This window comes from Prevotella sp. HMSC077E09 (assembly GCF_001814685.1).
Taxonomy (GTDB): Bacteria; Bacteroidota; Bacteroidia; order Bacteroidales; family Bacteroidaceae; genus Prevotella; species Prevotella oris.
Map to the genome: position 1 here is coordinate 13752 of NZ_KV817584.1, position 20853 is coordinate 34604.

Here is a 20853-nt window from a genome sequence, read left to right on the forward strand (position 1 = left end):
ATAGAAATGGAAAAGAAAAAACAACAGATATGCATCCTCGGTTCTACCGGAAGTATCGGCACGCAGGCCCTCGATGTCATTCGACAGCACAGTGATCGCTACGAGGTCTATTGTCTTACAGCCAACAACAGTGTAGAGAAACTGGCTCAACAGGCACGTGAATTCAAGCCGGCTGCAGTCGTTATAGGCAATGAGGCCCATTATGAGACGCTGCAAGAGCTGCTCCGTGACGAACCGGATATCAAGGTTTATGCCGGCAAGGAGGCCTTGGAACAGATTGTTTCTGCCGAACCTATCGACATGGTTCTGGCTTCCATGGTTGGCTTTTCGGGGCTTGTTCCAACCATCAATGCCATTAAAGCTCATAAGAAGATATGCTTGGCAAACAAGGAAACGCTTGTTGTTGCAGGCGAATTGATTTGCAGTTTGGCCAAAGAAAACCATGTACCTATCCTGCCGGTCGACAGCGAACACAGTGCAATCTTCCAGAGTATAGTCGGTGATGCAGATAATGAAATCACGAAAATCCTGCTCACTTGCTCGGGCGGGCCATTCAGAAAGTTCAGCCATGAGCAGCTCAAGACGGTCACAGCTGCCGATGCTTTGAAGCATCCTACATGGAATATGGGGGCCAAGATAACGATAGATTCAGCCTCACTGATGAATAAAGGCTTTGAAGTTATGGAGGCCAAATGGCTCTTTGGTGTGCCCGCTGACCGCATACAAGTGTTGATTCATCCGCAAAGTATCGTCCACAGTGCCGTTGAATTCATTGATGGAGCGGTGAAAGCACAGTTAGGTGTGCCCGATATGCGCCTGCCTATCCAGTATGCTTTCTCTTTCCCGGAGCGATTACCCCTTAGCGGTGAGCGCCTCGACCTCTTCAAACAGCAATGCTTGGAGTTCTTCGAACCCGACATAGAGAAGTTCAAATGTCTTGCTTTGGCCTATGAAGCTATCAACAAAGGGGGCAATATGCCGTGCATACTGAATGCTGCCAACGAGGTGGCGAATGCTGCTTTCCGACGTGATGAGTGCTCATTCCTCGACATGGCTGACGTGATAGAGAAGACCATGCAGCAGGCAACATTTGACAACGACCCCAATCTTGACATTTATTTGAAGACTGATGCCGAGGCACGAGCTATAGCCCGAAGCCTCATTTCGAATGCAGCGGCAGTCTGAAGTCATTAATCTTGAATTTTAAAACAGTAAATAAATAATGGAAATCATATTTGTAAAGGCATTGCAGTTCGTTCTTGCAATCTCCCTGTTAGTGCTGCTCCACGAAGGCGGACACATGTTTTTTGCCAAGCTTTTCGGTATAAGAGTAGAGAAATTCTATGTTTTCTTTGATGTCAGCATAGGCAAGTGGGGAGGCAGTCTGTTCCATTTCAAACCTAAAAACAGTGATACCGACTATGGCATGGGATGGCTTCCGCTGGGTGGCTACTGCAAGATTGCCGGTATGATAGACGAGAGTTTCGACACCGAACAAATGGCCAAGCCAGCCGAACCGTGGGAGTTTCGCACGAAACCTGCATGGCAACGCCTGCTGGTGATGATTGGCGGAGTCACCGTTAACTTCTTCCTTGCACTCTTTATCTATTCAATGATCATGTTCGTTTGGGGCGAAACCTATGTCCAGATGAAAGACATGAAGCAGGGAATGGTGTTTAATGAGGAGGCAAAAAGCTATGGTTTCAAAGACCACGACATTCTTGTGGGCACTGAAAAGGGGCAGTTCAAGGACTTTAGTGCCGATATGTTCCGCGCACTTTCAAAGGCGACACGTGTTGATATCATTCGAAATGGCAAGCCAAAGAGCCTTTCTCTCTCCGGAGATATTAATCTTCTGGACATGATTAAAAGCACTCCGGCTTTCTGTAGGCCTTATCTTCCAGCAACAGTCGACTCTGTTATCCCTGGCGGGCCGGGTGAGAAGCTTGGCTTGAAGAAAGGAAACAAGATCCTTGCCCTTAATGGTGTGAAGATTACTTCAGCCAATCTGTTCCTTGATGAGCTAAGCAGATTGAACGATGAACTGGCAGCTTGCAAGACACATGCCGACAGTATGAAGGTACGGACGGTACAGTTGGTTTATCAGGCCGACAAGATTGACACGGCGAAAATCGTGCTTACACCTGATTTGAAACTTGCCATTGCATTCCCAAGTGTGCAGAGTCTCTATGTCGCTACCCACAAGAGCTATGGCTTCTTAGCCAGTTTCCCGGCAGGAGTTACTTATGGTTGGGACGTCTTGAAGGGCTATGTGAGCGACATGAAGTATATCTTTACGGCCGATGGTGCCAAGAGTCTTGGCGGTTTCGGTTCCATTGGAAGCCTCTTCCCCTCATCATGGGACTGGTATCTCTTCTGGAAAATGACGGCCTTCTTAAGCATTATCCTCGCCTTTATGAATATACTGCCGATCCCTGCACTTGATGGTGGGCATGTTCTTTTCCTCATCTACGAGATCATTACGGGTCGTAAACCGAGTGAAAAGTTCATGATACGTGCCGAATATACAGGCGTAACAATCCTCATTCTGCTGATGATTGTGGCCAATCTTAATGATATATTGAGGTGGTTGGGGTATATGTAAGCGAGACCTCCCCCAGCCCTTGACACCCACCCCTGACCCCTCCCGAGGGGAGGGGAATGTGAGATAGCGAGACCTCCCCCAGCCCTTTGCTTTCCTCGTTTCGCTTACTCAACGAACAGCGACCTACGGTTCCCAAGGAGGGGGGCATTTCCTTGTGGTCTTTCATGATTATGCATTATGCATTGTGCATTATGAATTATCTCAAGGGGGAGCATTTACTTGTGAGCTTATAAGCAAGAGTTCGGTGGCTTTTTAAGCCACTGCAATATAGCTACTGATAATACTTAATTATGAATTTAAAGAAGAATCTTGATCTATGAAACGTTTTTTTGCAAGCCTTTCAGGGCTTATTCCTTTTCTGGTTCATGCGCAGTTGGCGGTTGTCGAGGCACCCGATACAACACTGTTGAGCGGTAGTATGTTCACGAACGAAGCCCAACCGTTGGAGAAACTCGCGTTCAATCGCAAGGGAATAGCTACCTACAACAATCCGTCTTTGAAAGAGAAAGCGCAGATACAACTGTTGCTTGCCGATGGAAAAACTTACTGTATAGTGGTTGAACCGGGCAAGACGCAGCGGCTGAAGCTTACGCGTGGCAAGGGCGGAAAGCTGCAGGCACAGTATAAGGGCGCCAACATTATCCTGTCACAGCTGTTGAATGAACTCGCAGCTTTCGTGCCCGAAAAGAATGCGGCCTATGAAATGGCCAACCGAAGTGTGGACACTATCAGCTTCGCCGAGGCTCATCGGCGTCTTGACGAGCGTTATCATCGCCTCGTGAAAATGGCTGGTGAACTCGGAACTCCAGACGAACGGGCACGTCATCTGCGCGATGTTGAATTAGCTTATCTGTCTAATCGTCTCCTCCTTTTATCTGATGAAGACTATCAACATCAGCGTGATCCCAATGAAGATAAACGTTACATGGCGTTGATTAACGACATCAATCCTGATGATACGGCCTATATACAACGCGGACTGACCGACATGTTTGTGCGCAGCAAAATACCGTTTTCAGTGATGCAGGAGGCTACAGTTGGCAGCTATGGTGAGGCATATCTGAACGCTGTTGATGCTCATGTGCACAATCCTCACGTGCGTTCTTTCCTCATGGAAGGCCTTGTTGGTGCGATATTGGGACAGATGCCTGCCAATGAGGTAGAGTCATTCTGGGCCGTCGTGAAAGCCAAGGCTGCCCCTGAAATCGTGCAGAAGTATCAGCATGTTGTTGATGCACAGCGCGCCACAAAACCTGGTGTGAAGTGCCCGGATATCACATTTTCGGATGCCGAAGGCAAGAAACACCACCTTAGCGACTATTTCGGCAAGGTGCTTTATATCGACCTTTGGGCCACTTGGTGTAAGCCTTGCCTTGCTGAAATCCCTGCCCTTGCAGCACAGGTTGAGCATTATAAGAACGACAATCGCGTGCAGTTCATCAGTATCAGCCTTGACAAGAGCCGCGCTGCATGGTTGACCCGCCTGCAGAAAGACCGTCCGCAGTGGCTCCAGTTCAATGCCAACGATGAGGAAAACACCGTTATCTCCGCGGCTTTCAGCGTGATGTCAATTCCTCGTTTCATTCTGATTGCAGCCGATGGCACTGTGCTTGATGCTGAAGCTTTCAGGCCTTCTGACAAGGATTTTCAAAAGAAGTTAGAGGGCTTGTTGCAATAACTTCGTGCCCGTCTCCCTATTTCTTTGCCCCCTTGAGACTTTTTCTTGAGGGGGCTTTTGTGTCTGCATATCTTGTTATATAGGTTAACAAACTTTAAGAAAAAACTCAAAAAACCTGACAGTTGATAGGCAACGGACTTTCAATGAGCCTGATTTTGTCTGCTCATTTCAGCCTTGAAGCGTTGCCATCTCCATCAAATCGTCTTGCGTTTTGCGTCATATGACGCAGTGTTTTGTGGCATATCAGCATGTAATATGATGCAGATTACGTGCAGTTTTGCATCCTATCGTACAGGCCTTTGCTGCAAAATATGAAAAAAGGGAAAGCACTTGTGCACTTTCCCTAAGGCAAAGATAATGAATTTTAGAGGCGAATGCAAATCCAATGTGAAAATAAACAACAAATCTCCGCATTGCCTTGAGCTTCTCCATGCTGTTTTGTCAGCATTGAAGTCCATGGCGGTTGACTTTTGGAATGTTGCATGTTGCTTGTTGATCAGAGACTTTGTCATCGGCTGTTCAATAGGTAGGAAGATGTTGCATGCCATGTTGCTTTCTGCTTGTTGCATTGGAAATCATCGTTTGGCAATAGACAGAACTTCGTCAGGCAAGGGGGAGAAGAAGACGGTTTTCCTCCTTTTTCTTCCTCGTTTCTTTCTTTTTATCCAAAAATATACGTACTTTTGCCCATGTCTTCATTGTGCCATGTGAGCTGTGTCAGGCTTGCCTGCCTATGGACAGGATTTGAAAAAGAAGATTGGAAAGCGCTGAAAAGGAACGAATGAAATATAGGTTGTTCATGATCATGATGCTTGTCGGCATGTCGCTGCAGTTGAATGCCCAGACAAATACCGTCGGGAAACGCCCCGGAAGCGTGCTCCCTGAGGATCGGGATGTCGATATGGATGATCCTACTTTCGTGCCCATGGTGCGCGTTGGAAAGGTGCTTCAGGGGCGCGACTCTATCCAGTATGTCGAGCTCAACAATATATATGTCTACCCACAGCCCGTGTTTGAGAATGCACAGCAGCGCATGGCCTACAATCGGTTGGTGTATAATGTGAAGAAAGTACTGCCGATAGCCAAGGAAGTTAACCGCATCATCATCGAAACCTACGACTATATTCAGACGCTTCCCAATAAGAGAGCCAAGGACGCTCACTTGAAATATGTGGAGAAAAGCATTAAGGAAGAGTACACACCACGCATGAAAAAGCTGACCTATCAGCAGGGAAAGCTGCTTATCAAATTGGTTTATCGCGAGTGTGGAAATTCGGCTTACGGTACATTGCAGGCGGTGTTGGGGCCTGTCCGCGCGGGTTTCTGGCAGGCTTTCGCTTGGACTTTCGGTGCTTCTTTGGCTAAGAAATACGATCCGAACGGCGTTGACCGACTCACCGAACGCGTGGTGTTGATGGTTGAGGCAGGTCAGTTATAACAGGAAAAATGAAGAAATCAATGAAAATAACGCTTGGAGTTGCTGTGGCTGCATTAGCTATAGGCGGACTCCATTACTACAAAAATGCGGATAGCAAGGTGCAGAATATCGAGGAAACCGAAGAGGTTGCGAAGGTAAATCCAGTGGGGCCGTCGTTCAATGCCGATAGTGCTTACGCCTTTACAAAGGCACAATGCGACTTCGGACCACGCGACATGAACAGTCGGGGGCATGACCTTTGTGGCGAATGGATTGTCAGTAAGTTCAAGGAATATGGCTGTAAGGTGACCACGCAGACTGCAACGCTCGCGGGATATGACGGCACAAAGCTGCGCAGTCGTAACATCATGGCGAGCATTAACCCCGAGGCGACGACGCGAATACTGCTTTGTGCGCATTGGGATAGCCGTCCGTGGGCCGACAACGACCCTGACAGTGCGAACTGGCGAAAGCCTATTCTCGCTGCCAACGATGCTGCAAGTGGGGTTGCCGTGATGCTCGAACTGGCACGAATTATCGGGAAAAGCAAGGATGAAAAGGCGTTTAACAAGCAGTTGGGCATTGACTTTGTGTGCTTTGATGCCGAGGATTGGGGCACTCCTCAATGGGCAGATGTGGCTGATAATGCCGATAGTTGGGCGCTTGGTGCACAGTATTGGAGCAAGAACCTGCCGCAGGGTTACGAGGCACGTTACGGCATCTTGTTGGACATGGTGGGTGGCGTTGGTGCCAAATTCTACCGTGAAGGCATGTCAATGCAATATGCTCCGGAGATTGTAAAGAAGGTTTGGCGTGCTGCGCGTGAAGTGGGATTTGGCAGTTATTTCCCTAAAGAAGACGGCGGAGTGATTACAGATGACCACGTGCCTGTCAATCAGTTTGCCAAGATTCCAACGATAGATATCATCCCATACTATGCAGATTGTCAGCAAAGTAGCTTCGGCCCAACGTGGCATACGCTTGCCGACAACATGGAAAATATTGATAAAAACACGCTGAAAGCTGTCGGGCAGACACTTGTCCAGGTGATATACAAGGAGAAATAGGTGGCAGGTTACTGCTTCAGATGCGCAAACAGGGATACATTGAACATGTATCCCTGTTTATGCATTCAATCGTTTTAAGTGATTTGAAATGGCAGCATGACCTATAGGTAATTGCTTTTTGGCTTCTTAAAACCTAACGGAGGCCTTCTCTTTTACGCCTCGCATCACCCTCAGCCAGTTGCCGCCCCATATCTTCTCAATATCAGTCTCACTGTATTTTCGGCGGAGAAGCTGGATGGTAAAGTTGATCATCTCGGACGCATCGGCCATTCCCTTGATGCCACCATCGCCATCAAAGTCGGTTCCTACGCCCACATGGTCAATTCCCATGATGTCGATAGCATGTTCAAGATGAGCCACGGCATCGAGGATTGAGGCCTCACCTTCTTTCTTGAGAAAGCCATGATACATCGTGGTTTGAGCCACACCGCCCTTTGCTGCGAGTGCACGCAGCTGGTCATCGGTGAGGTTACGCGGTACATCACACAGCGCTTTGCAGTTGCTGTGGCTGCAAACAATCGGCGTGGTGCTGATGTCTAAGGCATCATAAAAACTCTTTTCACCGCCATGACTGAGGTCAACCATGATACCAAGTCGGTTCATTTCGTGGATTACCTGCTCGCCGAAAGCGCTCACTCCGCCGTGAGTACCCGTGCCTCGGGCACTGTCGCAGATGGCATTGTCACCGTTGTGGCACAGTGTGATATAAGTAATACCGCGCTTTGCAAAGTGTTCTACGTTTGCAATGTCATTCTCAATGGCCAATCCGTTCTCTATTCCAAGCATGATACTCTTGCGTCCCTGCGCTTTATTCAGATAGAGGTCGTCAGGTGTCCGAGCGATAGAAATGTAGGCTTTCTCACGCTCAACGATAGCTTCTATCTGGTCGAATATGCTGTCAGCATACTGCTTTGGAGACATGCCTTCAGGGATTTCGCCGGGCTTCGGGTGTTGAGGCAGATAGGCAACCATCGTCACTGCATCGTGTCTCCCGTCGTTCATTTTGTGCAGATCATAAAGGATTCGCGGGTCTCTTTGTTCGAAATGAATGCCTTGGGGAAAGAACATCGGTGTGTCACAATGGCTGTCAAAGGTCAGCATATGACTGTGCAGGCGTTTTGCTTTGCTGAATTCTGCACTGCGTTCCGTAAGCCATTGGAAGAGTCTCAGCCCCTCTTCTTCGAGCCATTCGGGATGCCATTGCACGCCGATAATTGCCTTTTGCTCACTACTTTCCATGGCCTCAATGATGCCATCGGGTGCAGTTGCGGTGACATGGAACTTTTCTCCGCATTCAGCTACAGCCTGATGATGGAACGAGTTGACGAAAGTATGCGTGCCATAGAGGGCTGCCAACATGCTGTTTTCCTGTATGGTGATGCTGTGTGTAGGCTCTTCGCGCTCAGCGTCTTGTCCGTGTTTCAGCGGTGTTTTGATGTCTTGTGTAAGCCTTCCGCCTAAAGCAAGTGCCAGCGTCTGCATGCCTCGGCAAGTTCCAAGCATAGGAATTTGTCGGTTATAAGCTAATCTTGTGAGCAGCAGTTCGGGCAGATCGCGCTCGCGGTTGATATGATGAAGCGCTTGAAGAGGCTCCTCCCCGCTCCACAACGGATTGTAGTCGGCTCCGCCGGTAAGCACAAGTCCGTCAATACGGTCAAGCGTATTGATGAGTACATGGCGGTCGGATATGGGGGGAATGATAACAGGTGTGCCCCCCGCTTTTACGATTTGGCGATAGTAGACACTGCGAATTGTGGCATCACCGTCGGCATAATTCGCCGTAATACCAATCATCGGACGATGTTCGGCCTCTGGAAATGTGGAATATATCTCGTCAAGATAGGTCCCGAGTTGAAATCTGTTCGTCATTTTCTCTGTACAAATGTAACATCAAATCATTCGTTTTCATCGATAGGAACGGGTATTTCGCGCTTGATGCTCTGCTCAAGTGAGATCAGAGTTTCGGTCGAAACGACGCCCGGAATGCTTTGTAATTGGTTGTTGAGCAAGTCCATCAGCTGCTCGTTGTCTTTGGCATAGAGCTTTAAGAGCATCGTGTAGGGTCCGGTTGTAAAGTGACATTCCACGATTTCGGGAATGCCGATGAGCCGTTTCACCACGTCTTTATACATGCTTCCACGCTCAAGATTGAGTCCTACATAGGTGCAAGTGGAGTAGTTGAGGCTCTTCGGATTGACATCAAAACCACTACCCGTGATAGCGCCATTCTCCATGAGATGCTGCACCCTTTGGTGGATGGCAGCACGTGAAACGCCACATGCTTCGGCCACATCCTTAAATGGAATGCGTGCATTTTTAGAAAGAATGCTCAGTATTTTCTTATCAAGTGTATCGATCTTATCCATATTTCACATCGTTGTTTGTTATTCTGTTCAATACAATTACATTCTGATAGCAAATATAGATAATATTATTTGAACAGACAATAAAATGCGCAGAAATCTTTCAATTCCTGCGCATTCTGTAAATCATGTGAATGATTTTATTTCTCGATATCTACTAACTCGACTGTGAAGACGAGGGTAGAGAAAGGCTTAATCTGGCCTGCTTGTCGACCGCCATAACCCAAATTCTGTGGTATGCAGACTTCCCATTTACTGCCAACAGGCATCATTGTGAGTGCTTCTGTCCAGCCTTTGATGACTTCATTGCATCGAAAGACATTGGTTTGAGGGTCGCGTTTGTAGCTACTGTCAAAGACTGTACCGTCTATCAAGCGGCCTTCGTACTTCACTTTCACCTTGTCTGTCTCTTTCGGTTTAGGGCCGTTACCGGCGATGAGCACTTTATATTGCAGTCCGGAAGGCGTGGTCTGCATGCCTTCTTTCTGTGCATTGGTCTTCAACCAGTCTTCGTTTTCCTTCTTATAGGCGGCATTCCGCGTCTCAACGACATTGTCCATACGCTTGCGATAGAGTCTGGAAGCTTCGCTTTGTGCGAAGAATGTGGTGTCATTCTGCAATGCAGCGGTGAAGCCATTGAGGAACATTGCACGCTGTATAGAGTCGTTTGAACCTTCGAAAGCCTGCTTCATGTTGGGCAGAATGCGGCTGTTCACCATCTCTGCAATCTGCATTCCGGCTGCATAAGCCTTGAAAGCAGGATCTCCAACGCGTGACTGTGCTTCGCGAAATCCTTTCAGAAAGTCGGCCATATTCGTGGTATCGACTTGGAAACTCTGCTGAAGATAGGGCACAAGACCGTCTGTTGCCGTCATACCAGCAAGATAGCTGAGCGAGTCAGAAGCAGAAACAAGCTTCACTGCTGCTTGTTGTAAAGTGCTCATTGGTTTCTTCTTCTTGTCCTTTGCCTGTGTAGTAAGCGTTGCGCCCGCCATGAAGACGAGCGCAATAAATATGAGTTTTTTCATTGTCGAATGTTTTATTTGCTGCCTACCTTAACCAATTCAATCTTGAAGATGAGGGCAGAGAAAGGCTTGATCTGGCCTTGTTCGCGGTCGCCATAAGCCAAGTTCTGAGGAATATAAACTTCCCATACAGAGCCGGCAGGCATGTGAACGAGTGCATCTGTCCAGCCTTTGATGACTTGGTTGGCTTTCAAAGTGATGGGTTCTCCGCGCTTATAGCTGCTGTCGAAAACCTTTCCGTCGATTGTTTTGCCTTCATAGTTGACAACAACTGTAGAAGTATCCTGTGGCATTGCACCCTTTCCTTCCTTGATAACCTTATATTGTACGCCCGAAGGTAAGGTCTTTACGCCTGCTTTATTCTTGTTGGCAGCCAACCATTTCTCACCGGCTACCTTGTTTGGGCCGTACTCTTTCTCCATGTTCTTGCTCTTGATAGCCATCATTTTGGTCTGTGCAAGCTGCTGTGCCTGCTCGGATGTCATCTTCACATCATTGTTCTTACCCGTTGTTCCGGCAATGAAACCGGCCATGAAGTTCTTCAGTGAGATGCTCTTTGTAGAGTCCTGACCATACACTTCGCTGTTAATGCCCTTGATCATCTGGTTAGAAATCTGCTGACCTATCTGTATTCCGGCGTAGTAAGCAGCTGTTTTCTTGTCGTCACCAGCGTTGGCACCGTCGTTAAGACCTTTGATAAACTCGTCCATATAGGTAGTATCAATCTGCATACGACCTACGAGAAACTCTTTCAGTCCTTGAGACTGAGCCATACCCATGGCGTAGCTCATCGTGTCTACGTCGTTCTTCAAGTCGGCTTTTGGAGTTGAATTGCCACAAGCGGAGAATGTTGCGGCAGCAATAACCATAATGGCTACAAATGCTAATTGTTTCATTTTTTAAGATATTATTTTATGTATTATTTCACTGTTACAAGCTCCACATCGAACACCAAGGCTGCAAACGGAGGAATGGATGCGCCTGCACCGCGCTCGCCATAGCCGAGGTTGTAGGGGATGAAGAAGCGATATTTGCCGCCTTCTTTCATCAGTTGCAGTCCTTCTGTCCAGCCGGCAATCACTTGGTTGAGTGGGAATGTGGCGGTTTGACCGCGGTCATACGACGAATCAAACTTCGTTCCGTCAATCAATGTGCCTTCGTAATGGCATTCAACCGTATCAGTAGCCTTCGGACTTTTACCGTTTCCTTCGCGCAATATCTGGTATTGCAGCCCCGAAGCTGTCGTGATGATGCCCTCTTTCTTGCCGTTCTCTGCGAGGAATTTCTCGCCTTCAGCCTTGGCAACCTTGCCCTTTTCAGAAGCTGCAGCCTGCTGTTTGGCCTCTTGTTTTGCAAAGAATTCCTGCACAAGTTGCTGTGCTTCAGCCTCATCTAATTTCAGGTTGCCGGCGATAACGTCTTTAATGGCCTGTGCAAAATCGTCAATATTAAGTTCTGCGGCACCCATCTGCGACAACTGTCTGCCGATACCGATGCCGAGTGCATAGCTTACTTTATCCATAAAATGCTAAGTTAGTTGTTTTAATTCATGAAATATTTCGAAATCACGTGCAAAGATAGCAGAATAAAACTGAATAGAGAAGAAACGATGCTTTAATTTTATTAAAATGCAATCAGCTTCACATAATTTTTATATATATTTGTAACATGAATGCAACAAAACAGGACTGATGCTCTGATGCAGTATCAATAAAAACATGGAATTATGAGAACCGAAGCTTCAAAGATTGTCTTCCTCACCGGCGCGGGCATGTCGGTTGAGAGTGGATTTAAGACATTTCGCGGCAGTGACGGCCTTTGGGAGAACTATCCTGTGGAGCAGATTGCCACGCATCATGGCTGGGAAAACGACCCGACATTGGTGACTGACTTCTACAACATGCTGCGACGTAAGCTTTGGAATGCCTTGCCTAATGCGGGACATCGGCTCATTCGGTCGCTCGAACGGGATTACCAAGTGACTGTTATCACGCAGAATGTGGATAATCTACATGAGCGTGCCGGTTCTTCGCACGTCATTCATCTGCATGGGGAGCTATCAAAAGTCTGCTCAAGTCACGATCCCTATAATCCTCAATTCATTGAAGAACTGACACCTGAAAACAGTGATGTCGCCCCGGGAACATTGGCCAAGGACGGCAGTCTGCTGCGTCCTTTCATCGTTTTCTTTGGAGAAAGCGTCCCGATGATAGCGCCGGCAGCCCGCGAAGTGGCTTCAGCCGACATCTTTGTCATCATCGGGACGAGTCTTAATGTCTATCCTGCTGCAGGGCTTCTACAGTATTGCAAGCCCGACATTCCCATCTATCTCATCGACCCAAATCCTGTGAATGCAGGCGGATATCGGCATGTAAAGCAGTTGCAGATGGGGGCGAGTGAGGGAATGAAAGCGTTGATAGAGAGCCTCTCTCAGACCTCTTTCAAGGGGGAAGAAAACCGAGTTTGAACTTTCATGCAATGTTGTTGCGAGTGTTGTTGTTTAGGAAATGGGATGCGACTTGTAAGTAGATAGAAATCAATTAGTTAGGAATTGTCTTGTAATTTGCGTCAAATCATTGTGTAACTTGATGCAGATTAGCTTGTTATATGACGCAGATTGCGAGGTAACATGACGCAAGTTACATCGTTTCTTGATATGACTTACTTTCGTCTTCTGTTTAGATTTGTTACATTGCATAAAGTCTTTGATACAACATTCCACAGGGCCTCATCATAAAAGCTTTGTCTTTGTCAGCAGTGTTTAATCAAGAAATATGAAGTATGTCATGAAAAGGGAAACAATATTATCGGTAGTCTTGGCAGCTTGTAGTATGGTAGTTTTTGTGTAGACTGCCACCTTCAAGAATTTCAGTTATGCGGAAAATGATACGTAGTGTCGTGCAGAGTAGTCGGAAATCACGGCCTATTTCGGCCGAACTTACCGAAGAAGAATCCCAGAAACTATTGATGTTGAAGATTGAAAGTAATGGCCGTTGTTGCAGTTTTTACTATGTGCAGAAAGGGGAAAGCTTATATGTCTTAGTTCAAGGTGTTGATGCTGTTAATCTAAGTACGCTTCAGAACTGTGGCTTTTTGGGGGTTTGCATCGATCTTTATGCTACCCTAAACAAATTGGTATGTGTGAAATAATCTGCTGTTAGATTTTTACTGATTAGCTGCTTTCCCTGCTTCATCGCCATTGTTTCATTTCCCTCGCAAAACTAATCATCATAAAATATCTGTAGGAGGAAGCTTGACGGCTCCTCCCACCATGATAAACAATGAAATAGAGAAAGGCTACTTCTCTACGTATGTGATTACAAGCATATTGGTGTATGCTTTGCTTCGCTTCACTTCAACCTCTGTAGGTCTGCCTTTGGTATCTGTTTTGTAAATGTAGGTTGCTGTAGATGGTGTATCATTCTGCCAGTCTATACTTTCCAGTAAATGGGTGGAACGGAGTCCTAAAAGGTCTGCCCAGAGATACTTCCATGTTGATGAAGCTGCCATTCCCTGGAGGAACAGGTTGAGATCAGGGTAAGTATGGTTTGCAGTTGTCGCATACTTGCGGTTTATGATCGTTGTTTTCCCTTTCGTATAAACAGACTTGATTAGGTCACCCCTTTGCCATGTCAAGGTCACCGCATCGTAAAACGGAGACTTGTATGAAGTTTGATGCCCCTCGCTGTCATAGACATGGTCTTTCTCTATGCGCGTCTCTGTTCCATCTTTGAAGTATATGGATTCTTTCAATTGCTTCACTTTGTCTTTTGCATCCAATGCCAAACGGATTTCAGTAGGCTTTATCAAATTCGTTTGGTATTTGTTATTGGTGTAGTTGAGTATGACTTCTTTATCGGCGTAAGTCAGCGTTCCATTATACACTTTCTTGGAATTGGTGCCGGGATATGTTTCTTCAAACGATGTAAGACGCTTCTGACCGTCGTAGCTGAAGCTGATTTCATAATTCTTTTTCATGCTTGCTTTGTCGTATTCCTCTATTTTGGAAATGTAGTCAAGCTTTTGTTTTGCTGGGGGAGGTGGGGTAGGAATGTCCTGATTATCCTTTGAGCAGGAGGTGAGTATGCCTGCTGCCAATAACATAAATACAATCTTTTTCATTTTAAAACCAAATTGATAATTCGGGTACAAAGGTACATGTTTATTTTGAAATCGATAAAAGAATAATCTAAAAGAACGTCATAAAATGAATATGATTCTAAATGTTTCAAATGCTTTTAATTCTTGTTTCTAAACTAATTGTGGCGCTTTTGTGAAGTGTTTTGCCTATAGATACCTTATAATTAAATAGGTTTTAAGAGGTGTCTATTCCTGTTCGTCTCATGTTTTTTAAGTACTTTTATTATACAAAAGAAAACGATTGTTTGGATTTTTTTCAAAATCTTTTGTGGGTATATTCCCAATATTTATATACCTTTGCCACGATTTTTAGCATTTTACTTGGTGGAATGTTTATTGCATAAAGATTTTTTGAGTGCTTACCGAGTTTGTATATTTAATAATTATCATTTAATAAAGGACAAGATTATGAGAAGTTTTTACAGGATTCCCATGTTGGTATTTATGCTTTTTGCACAAGTAACGGTGATGATGGCGCAAGGAAATAAACCGGAAACCATACCGTCATCCGTGTACGGTATCTATGAAGGTGAAGCCACAACTGAGGTTGAAAATAAAGGAACTAAAATGCCTGGATCAAAGAAGAAGGTAAAGATTGAAATCAGTAAAGGCGAACAAGGATTTACTGTGGTGACGCTTAAAGATTTTACTTTGGGCAAATTTTCATTTGATAAAGTTCCTTTTAAGGAATGTCAATTACGTCCTCAGACGGATAAATGGCAGGTATATTTATACAGTAATCTTTATGGTTCTTTTACTACAAAGGATAATAAATACGTCATGCAACTTGAAGGAAATATAGATGAAGATAAAAGCTTTGTGCATAAAGACGGAACTTTAGATCTTGACTTTACCATTATCTTTAATGAAACAAGAATTAACCATGTGTTCAAAGGCAAGAAAGTAAAAGATACTACGGGCATCAATAAACTGACTCGGCAGAGTGGCAAGCAAACTATGTATGATTTGCAGGGACGCCGGGTTGAAAAGCCAAGTAAAGGAATATACGTTGTTAATGGCAAAAAAATTGTTTATTAATAGATTGCCAACTTATTTCACATCGTTCTATAAATCGAATAAGGCAGGAATGTTTCCTGCCTTATTTTTGTATGAAATGCCAAATGATTTTCATCTGATTAACCCAATAACGGTTTCATGGCTCGCTCTTCTTGGCGTATGCGCACAGCAAGCAAACATAGGTAAATAGGCAGACCAATAGATAGCGTGAACCACGCATGACAGAGCAATCCCACACCTATAAGTTCGGGGATAATGTTGAGAAAATAGTTCGGGTGGCGCACTGTGCGGAACAGGAAACTACGTTCAATGCGCTGATTAGGCACGATATAGAGCTTGACAGTCCATATATCACGAAGCTTGTAAACGACATAGAAAAGCATGAGATAGGCAAACGTCATGATCGCAAGCCCTATGCCTGACACTTTCTCAAACTCGATGCCTGTGGTGTAAGCTTCGTATAAGGCAGAAAAATAATAGGCTATGTGTGCCAAAGTGATTAAAAGCGAGTTGAACTTGCCATATTGTATGGCCCCACACCTGAGTAAACGTTTTTCATTTCGGATTGAAAAATAGAGAGAAAACAGTCTCAATACAAAAAAAGTCACAAAAATAATAATTACGTATTGCATAACTTTAAGATGAATGATGATATTATTTATGCGATGCCAAAACAAAGATACTTGATAAACATCCCTTGTGTTATTTTGAGTTAAGTCAGAGAGTTCTCTCGCAGAAAGCCTCTATCCCGGCATCGCTGGAAAGACAAAGGGCTTCGCAAGAGTGTGCAAAGATAGACAGTTCTGCGGTGCTTCCCAAATAAATGAAAGGCAACTTAGAAGTAATTAACTCTTTTTGTAAGATGTTTTCAAGGTTGGATGTCGGAGAGTCTGGTTTATATGACAGTGAAGAGTCCTGTCTGGTACAGCCTTTACACCATGCCCCTAAAGTAGCAAAGTATTGAAGGGCTTCTTCCGTTTCAGCCTGTTTTTATCTTCTTTCTCATGTTATGAAGATACTGTTTTGGGTCAGAAAGTGCTTCGATGAGCGTCAAATGGGGTCGTGAAATGACTCAAATCATGCTATAAAGTGACTCAAATGAGGCTGTAAAATGCGTCATATTGCGGTGTATTCTGCATCAAGTTACGATGCAATAGAACTTGAATTGCGCACTGAGACCTCTGCAAAACCTACCATCCTCTCTCTATTTTCTCCCATATACTCTTAGAAGAATGAATATTTATTTGTGAAAAGAATGTCTGCTTGACCTTTCTTTATGCAAGGAATAGGTCAGCAAAACTTGGAGAGGATAACTTCTGTTTCATACTATAAAGGTACAAAAATATTTGAGAAAGGCAAATTATAAGAGAAGTTTTGCAGAGGTCTCAATCCTTTTGCATCTCTGCCAAAGTAGCAAATCTATAATCTGTTTTTTATCCAGATTAATGATATTTACCTATAAATATTATTGCTGTATATTTATTCTTGTTTAGTAACCATACAATAAAGTATGATATTGTCAAAGCCATGATAAAGGCAAGAAAAATGCATGCCCATGTGCTTAAAGAGGGCATAGCAGTCTGTATGCCATCAACAATATAGTCCATGATTGACAAATGCACCACATATAGTCCTAATGATACAATTCCAAGGTGGCAGAGTATATTGTTCAGTGGGTGGGTGTTATTCAATATCTTTGGTGCTATGCTATTTATAATTAAGATTGCTACAAGAGCAGTAAATCCCCTATAGGCATATTGAAGTAAAGAGGAAGGTAAATAGGGAATGGCAGGAATCCATGAAGGTAATCCGTGCATTGTCCACCCCCAAGCTAACCATATCCAAAGAAAGAAGAAGATTACAAGTGTAATTCTGTTCCATTTCACCTTTAACTTAAAAGCTTTGAACTTATGCAGGAAATAGCCAACAGTATAAAAGAGAAAATAATAGGATAGGAATTGAAACCCTAATATGCGTATCTCCATTGTAACCATTAGCCCCAAAAGCAAGAGGCATGTGCAAAGGATAATCCATATTTCATTTATCTTTAGATTGAATGCTACCAGCTGTGCAAGTCTGAATATGGCAAAAATCCAGAAGAGCACCCAGAGAAACCAAAAGGAGTGATCGGGATACAGCAGAAAGTCTGTCGAGGCTTGCAGTGTGTAGTCTCCTTTTCTGATAAATGTTATAATTATCCAAACAAAGTAAGGAACAAGCAACTGTAAGCTTCTTCGTTTGCAACTCTTTAAATACTCTTCCTTAGTATAACTTGATAAATCTCTTCTAAAAAGCAGCCAGCCACTAACCGCTATAAAAGCTGGCATATGAAAGGAGTAGATGAAATTAAACACGTGGTTACTATTGCATTCATATCCAAGGGTACCCTGAATGGCATGTCCAAGGATGACAAGAAGCATAAGCCACCCCTTGAGAGAGTCTGCCCATATGAGTCGTGGTTGTGTCATGTTTATTTTTTTATAATATTCAGTTTGGTGTTTTTAGATAAAAAGCTGACAAATCTTGGATAGACTTCATACATTAATCTCCACAGATTTAACAAGCAATTGCAAAGTTATCTTATTTTTCTTATAAATTACTCTTTTACCTCATAAAAGTTTAGTCTTACTCTCGGTTCGGAGTAGATAAACTGTCAAAACTCTGCCCATACTCATTGAAGAGGATAGGCATTAGGGATTGTTTCAAGTAAAATCTTCCTCCAAATTGGTGTAACCTCTGTTTCATCAATATGGCTATAAAGCAGCAAAGTATTGAAACATCTTTCCCGTTTCAGCCTGTTTTTCTCTTCTCTCTCATATTGTGAAGATACTGTTTTGGGTCAGAAAGTACTTCGATGAGCGTCAAATGGGGCCGTGAAATGACTCAAATCATGCTGTAAAGTGACTTGAATGAGGCTGTGAAATGCATCATATTGCGGTGTGTTCTGCATCAAGTTACGACGCAATAGAACTTGAATTGCGTACTATGGTTTTCGAAGTGGTGAAATTGCATGGCAGGCTTTAGACCTATATTGCCCTTATCTTTTCATCGAAATCCTTGGCTCCGCCTTTCTCATGAAATAGTTTTTGCAGGAGGCGTTGCCGCATGTTGGTTACGCTTTGCGGACTGATTCCGAGCAAGGCAGATAGTTCGCTGGGAATGAACCGCAGACGGATGAGCATGCAGATGTGGCGTTCTTTTGCGTTGAGGTCGCTATGGTTGAGCAGCTTTATCAGTGGAGTGTCGTGGTTGACAATGAGCTGGGACAGTTCATGCCAGTTGCTTTCGGGGGCTATTTGTCCACGTGAAGCAAGGCGATGCAGACTGAAAACGCAAGCGCTGGTGAGCATTTCATTTTCTATGTTCCATTTTTCAGGCGCTTTTCTGTCATCTTGATAGTGGGCGATGCGCTTTTCCAAGAGGCTGATTTTGCTTCGGGCCTGCTGATATTCTTCGAGGTATTGAACGTATTGGGCATTGACATTGTTGAGGCTGTGACGCAGTGTTTTCAGTTTGTTTTTATAGTGGCGGTGTCCCGTGATGGCAAGGAAAGCAAGACAGATGATACCCAAGAGCAGGGCATTGATGCGTTGGTAGGCCCGCTTTTGCAGCGTAGCATGCTCGTAGTCGGCCTGCAATTGGGCAATCTCATCGGTGTTGATATGCGGTGCTTCCTTTGTGGCTCGGCGATATTCCTGCAAAAGGAAAGTGTTGTCGGGCTTGAATTTCAGGAGAGAGTCGAGGGCAGCCATGCGCGTTTCGTGGTCGCTGGCGTTGGCAGCTTGATACCAGTAGTCTTCTGCCATGGCTGTTTTTCCCTTTCTTTGCCACAGATTTCCTATGGCCATTGCAGCGTGGTAAGAGTCGTCAAGAGGGTAGGCTTGGGTGAGATATGCACCTGCATGCGCATCATCCTGATGGTCGAGATACCATTCCCCGATGCTTGTCATCGCTTCTGCGTAGGTGTGAAGGTCGGTTTTGTCGATGAAGGGTAAAGCTTGTTTCAGGCACAGCATGGTGCTGTCAGCGTGTAGCAAGCGTTTGTGCGCATGACTTTCATAGAGATAGCATTGAGCAATCAGTGGCTGATTTCTTTTGAATGCCCGTGCAGATTGACGTGCTTCCTTAAACTGTTGCAGTGCCCGCTGATAGCAACCGTTGGCAAGATTGATGCTCCCAAGTTGCAGTTTGGTGAGGCATTGTTGGTATTTGTCGCTGTTGGCAGTGTGTTGTTCTGCAGCAATAGCGTTCGTGAGGGCTTCTTTGTAATAGCCATGCTTGTGTTGGTTGATACTCTTGCAGAGCAACGCGCGTGCGAGTAGAGTGCTTTCGTCCTGCTGTCTGTAGTAGTTGATGAGCGTGTCAATGGTTTGGTTTGTTTGGAAGAGAAGCGGTTTTTTCAGGAAAGTTTCGCAATAGAGCAGGCTGTAATAGGCCTTGTCTTCAGGGGTGGTAAACAGCGTGTTGTTTTCATATAGCAGGTTGAAAGCCGAGTCTGGGTTTGTTCGCTGCAGGCTGTCAACGTGCATGAGGAAAGCGTTGCGGGTGCTCTTTGTAGAACATCCCGCAACGAAGAGAGAGATTATTAATATAATAAGGTGGAGTTTCCTCATTCTTTTATTTGAGTCTGAAAGCTACAGGTATGTTGAACTTCACTCTTACGGGCTTGCCTTCTTGCTTTCCCGGAGACCACTTGGGCATTGCTTTTATGACTCTTTCGGCCTCTTTGTCAAGCAAAGGGTGTATATGTCTGACGACTTTTACATTGCTGATGCTGCCGTCTTTCTCAACGATGAAGTTAATCATGACCTTTCCCTCTATGCCTTTTTTCTCGGCCTTTGGGGGGTATTTGATGTTCTTGGCAAGGTATTGCATCAGTTCTTGCATACCACCTGGATACTGGGGCATCACTTCTACGATGTCGTAGACCTTGGTTTTCTTCTGTGCCTGTGTCTCTGTTGTCGCGAAACTGAATATCAATGCGAGCATGAACATCAGGGCTTTCATTCTTGTTGTCATTTTGATTTTCATTTTGTTTCAAGTTTGTGGGTTTATAATTCCGTTGTTTGTCATGACGTTGCAAAAGTAGTAAATTCTTCGTTTGCTGTCAAGTAAATCGTTACACAGGTTTACACAAGGGCCACATTTCCTTTTCTTTGCTTGTAAGTATCCGTTGTTTTCTCTTCTTTTTTGTTATATACGACAGTTCTTAGTCTTTAAAAAAGGACTGGTTCTGTTTGCTTTTTGTGTATAATATTTTGCATAAATGTAATTGAAAGGCTCTGGCTTATTTGCTCAATCTTGTTTGGAAGTCTCTCCACTTCTTCTCAACTTTTCTTCATCTGCTTTGAAGTTTAGATTAATTAACATTTCAACTATCTGATAATCAATGGTTTTCCTTTCCCTAAGAACAAGAACAAAGAACAAGAATAAGAACGACGGAAAGAAACAAAAGAAAGGAAGCCGCCGACGCCGATGTGTTCTTTGTGTAGTTTTCTTTACAGTTGCGTCGCCGTCCTCAAGCTTGCGGTCAGCCTCTCT

18 protein-coding genes are annotated in these 20853 nt (G+C 44.7%); 8 read left to right on the plus strand and 10 right to left on the minus strand.

What is annotated here, in order from left to right; genetic code table 11:
- The first annotated feature begins 6 nt into the window (after positions 1-6).
- From HMPREF2983_RS10850 to HMPREF2983_RS10875, 5 genes are all read left to right on the plus strand, one after another.
- Complete coding sequence (locus tag HMPREF2983_RS10850; RefSeq protein ID WP_070668351.1) at positions 7-1185, plus strand: 1-deoxy-D-xylulose-5-phosphate reductoisomerase; 1179 nt, start codon at positions 7-9, stop codon at positions 1183-1185.
- Between the two features lie 37 nt (positions 1186-1222).
- On the plus strand, positions 1223-2605 hold the full coding sequence (gene rseP / locus HMPREF2983_RS10855; protein ID WP_070668308.1) for an RIP metalloprotease RseP: 1383 nt from the start codon (positions 1223-1225) through the stop codon (positions 2603-2605).
- 316 nt (positions 2606-2921) lie between these two features.
- Positions 2922-4283 carry a TlpA family protein disulfide reductase gene (locus HMPREF2983_RS10860; RefSeq protein WP_004378324.1) on the plus strand — a complete coding sequence of 454 codons (1362 nt, stop codon included), beginning with the start codon at positions 2922-2924 and terminating at the stop codon, positions 4281-4283.
- 781 nt (positions 4284-5064) lie between these two features.
- Entirely contained in the window at positions 5065-5721 is a 657-nt protein-coding gene (locus HMPREF2983_RS10870; RefSeq protein ID WP_004375441.1) for a DUF4294 domain-containing protein, read from the plus strand.
- Between the two features lie 8 nt (positions 5722-5729).
- Entirely contained in the window at positions 5730-6767 is a 1038-nt protein-coding gene (locus tag HMPREF2983_RS10875; RefSeq protein WP_070668313.1) for a M28 family peptidase, read from the plus strand.
- Between the two features lie 126 nt (positions 6768-6893).
- On the opposite strand, the gene HMPREF2983_RS10880 is transcribed toward HMPREF2983_RS10875, so the two are convergent.
- The 5 genes from HMPREF2983_RS10880 to HMPREF2983_RS10900 form a co-directional block, all read right to left on the minus strand.
- Complete coding sequence (locus HMPREF2983_RS10880; protein WP_070668316.1) at positions 6894-8636, minus strand: membrane dipeptidase; 1743 nt, start codon at positions 8634-8636, stop codon at positions 6894-6896.
- A gap of 26 nt (positions 8637-8662) precedes the next feature.
- Positions 8663-9133, minus strand: a complete 471-nt coding sequence (locus HMPREF2983_RS10885; RefSeq protein WP_004375446.1) for an Lrp/AsnC family transcriptional regulator — start codon at positions 9131-9133, stop codon at positions 8663-8665.
- A 137-nt stretch (positions 9134-9270) separates the two neighbouring features.
- Positions 9271-10158: a BamJ family beta-barrel-assembly machinery protein gene (locus HMPREF2983_RS10890; RefSeq protein WP_070668320.1), complete on the minus strand. Its 888-nt coding sequence runs from the start codon at positions 10156-10158 to the stop codon at positions 9271-9273.
- 11 nt (positions 10159-10169) lie between these two features.
- Complete coding sequence (locus tag HMPREF2983_RS10895; protein WP_070668323.1) at positions 10170-11051, minus strand: BamJ family beta-barrel-assembly machinery protein; 882 nt, start codon at positions 11049-11051, stop codon at positions 10170-10172.
- Between the two features lie 23 nt (positions 11052-11074).
- Positions 11075-11677, minus strand: a complete 603-nt coding sequence (locus HMPREF2983_RS10900; protein ID WP_004375453.1) for a BamJ family beta-barrel-assembly machinery protein — start codon at positions 11675-11677, stop codon at positions 11075-11077.
- Between the two features lie 204 nt (positions 11678-11881).
- On the opposite strand from HMPREF2983_RS10900, the gene HMPREF2983_RS10905 reads away from it, so the two are divergent.
- Positions 11882-12622, plus strand: a complete 741-nt coding sequence (locus HMPREF2983_RS10905) for an SIR2 family NAD-dependent protein deacylase (protein WP_070668326.1) — start codon at positions 11882-11884, stop codon at positions 12620-12622.
- Positions 12623-13029: 407 nt separating this feature from the next.
- On the plus strand, positions 13030-13305 hold the full coding sequence (locus tag HMPREF2983_RS10910) for a beta-xylosidase family glycoside hydrolase (RefSeq protein ID WP_070668329.1): 276 nt from the start codon (positions 13030-13032) through the stop codon (positions 13303-13305).
- Between the two features lie 147 nt (positions 13306-13452).
- On the opposite strand, the gene HMPREF2983_RS10915 is transcribed toward HMPREF2983_RS10910, so the two are convergent.
- Positions 13453-14277 carry a DUF4595 domain-containing protein gene (locus HMPREF2983_RS10915; RefSeq protein ID WP_070668331.1) on the minus strand — a complete coding sequence of 275 codons (825 nt, stop codon included), beginning with the start codon at positions 14275-14277 and terminating at the stop codon, positions 13453-13455.
- A 426-nt stretch (positions 14278-14703) separates the two neighbouring features.
- On the opposite strand from HMPREF2983_RS10915, the gene HMPREF2983_RS10920 reads away from it, so the two are divergent.
- Positions 14704-15333 carry a hypothetical protein gene (locus HMPREF2983_RS10920; protein WP_070668354.1) on the plus strand — a complete coding sequence of 210 codons (630 nt, stop codon included), beginning with the start codon at positions 14704-14706 and terminating at the stop codon, positions 15331-15333.
- Positions 15334-15431: 98 nt separating this feature from the next.
- Here HMPREF2983_RS10920 and HMPREF2983_RS10925 read toward each other — a convergent pair whose 3' ends face one another.
- The 4 genes from HMPREF2983_RS10925 to HMPREF2983_RS10940 all read right to left on the minus strand — a co-directional run bounded on the left by HMPREF2983_RS10925 (position 15432) and on the right by HMPREF2983_RS10940 (position 20343).
- The gene (locus HMPREF2983_RS10925; protein ID WP_070668334.1) at positions 15432-15944 is read right to left on the minus strand and encodes an isoprenylcysteine carboxyl methyltransferase family protein; all 513 of its coding nucleotides are present in this window, start codon (positions 15942-15944) and stop codon (positions 15432-15434) included.
- 810 nt (positions 15945-16754) lie between these two features.
- Complete coding sequence (locus tag HMPREF2983_RS10930) at positions 16755-17780, minus strand: acyltransferase family protein (RefSeq protein ID WP_070668337.1); 1026 nt, start codon at positions 17778-17780, stop codon at positions 16755-16757.
- Between the two features lie 558 nt (positions 17781-18338).
- The gene (locus HMPREF2983_RS10935; RefSeq protein ID WP_070668340.1) at positions 18339-19925 is read right to left on the minus strand and encodes a hypothetical protein; all 1587 of its coding nucleotides are present in this window, start codon (positions 19923-19925) and stop codon (positions 18339-18341) included.
- A 4-nt stretch (positions 19926-19929) separates the two neighbouring features.
- Positions 19930-20343, minus strand: coding sequence for an energy transducer TonB (locus HMPREF2983_RS10940; protein WP_070668343.1), 414 nt, complete (start codon positions 20341-20343; stop codon positions 19930-19932).
- Between the last annotated feature and the right edge of the window lie 510 nt (positions 20344-20853).

Excerpts from the sequence above, each read along its gene's own strand:
- HMPREF2983_RS10850 (WP_070668351.1), top strand. The coding sequence starts at position 7 with ATGGAAAAGAAAAAACAACAGATATGCATCCTCGGTTCTACCGGAAGT.
- rseP (WP_070668308.1), top strand. The coding sequence starts at position 1,223 with ATGGAAATCATATTTGTAAAGGCATTGCAGTTCGTTCTTGCAATCTCC.
- HMPREF2983_RS10860 (WP_004378324.1), top strand. The coding sequence starts at position 2,922 with ATGAAACGTTTTTTTGCAAGCCTTTCAGGGCTTATTCCTTTTCTGGTT.
- HMPREF2983_RS10870 (WP_004375441.1), top strand. The coding sequence starts at position 5,065 with ATGAAATATAGGTTGTTCATGATCATGATGCTTGTCGGCATGTCGCTG.
- HMPREF2983_RS10875 (WP_070668313.1), top strand. The coding sequence starts at position 5,730 with ATGAAGAAATCAATGAAAATAACGCTTGGAGTTGCTGTGGCTGCATTA.
- HMPREF2983_RS10880 (WP_070668316.1), bottom strand. The coding sequence starts at position 8,636 with ATGACGAACAGATTTCAACTCGGGACCTATCTTGACGAGATATATTCC.
- HMPREF2983_RS10885 (WP_004375446.1), bottom strand. The coding sequence starts at position 9,133 with ATGGATAAGATCGATACACTTGATAAGAAAATACTGAGCATTCTTTCT.
- HMPREF2983_RS10890 (WP_070668320.1), bottom strand. The coding sequence starts at position 10,158 with ATGAAAAAACTCATATTTATTGCGCTCGTCTTCATGGCGGGCGCAACG.
- HMPREF2983_RS10895 (WP_070668323.1), bottom strand. The coding sequence starts at position 11,051 with ATGAAACAATTAGCATTTGTAGCCATTATGGTTATTGCTGCCGCAACA.
- HMPREF2983_RS10900 (WP_004375453.1), bottom strand. The coding sequence starts at position 11,677 with ATGGATAAAGTAAGCTATGCACTCGGCATCGGTATCGGCAGACAGTTG.
- HMPREF2983_RS10905 (WP_070668326.1), top strand. The coding sequence starts at position 11,882 with ATGAGAACCGAAGCTTCAAAGATTGTCTTCCTCACCGGCGCGGGCATG.
- HMPREF2983_RS10910 (WP_070668329.1), top strand. The coding sequence starts at position 13,030 with ATGCGGAAAATGATACGTAGTGTCGTGCAGAGTAGTCGGAAATCACGG.
- HMPREF2983_RS10915 (WP_070668331.1), bottom strand. The coding sequence starts at position 14,277 with ATGAAAAAGATTGTATTTATGTTATTGGCAGCAGGCATACTCACCTCC.
- HMPREF2983_RS10920 (WP_070668354.1), top strand. The coding sequence starts at position 14,704 with ATGAGAAGTTTTTACAGGATTCCCATGTTGGTATTTATGCTTTTTGCA.
- HMPREF2983_RS10925 (WP_070668334.1), bottom strand. The coding sequence starts at position 15,944 with ATGCAATACGTAATTATTATTTTTGTGACTTTTTTTGTATTGAGACTG.
- HMPREF2983_RS10930 (WP_070668337.1), bottom strand. The coding sequence starts at position 17,780 with ATGACACAACCACGACTCATATGGGCAGACTCTCTCAAGGGGTGGCTT.
- HMPREF2983_RS10935 (WP_070668340.1), bottom strand. The coding sequence starts at position 19,925 with ATGAGGAAACTCCACCTTATTATATTAATAATCTCTCTCTTCGTTGCG.
- HMPREF2983_RS10940 (WP_070668343.1), bottom strand. The coding sequence starts at position 20,343 with ATGAAAATCAAAATGACAACAAGAATGAAAGCCCTGATGTTCATGCTC.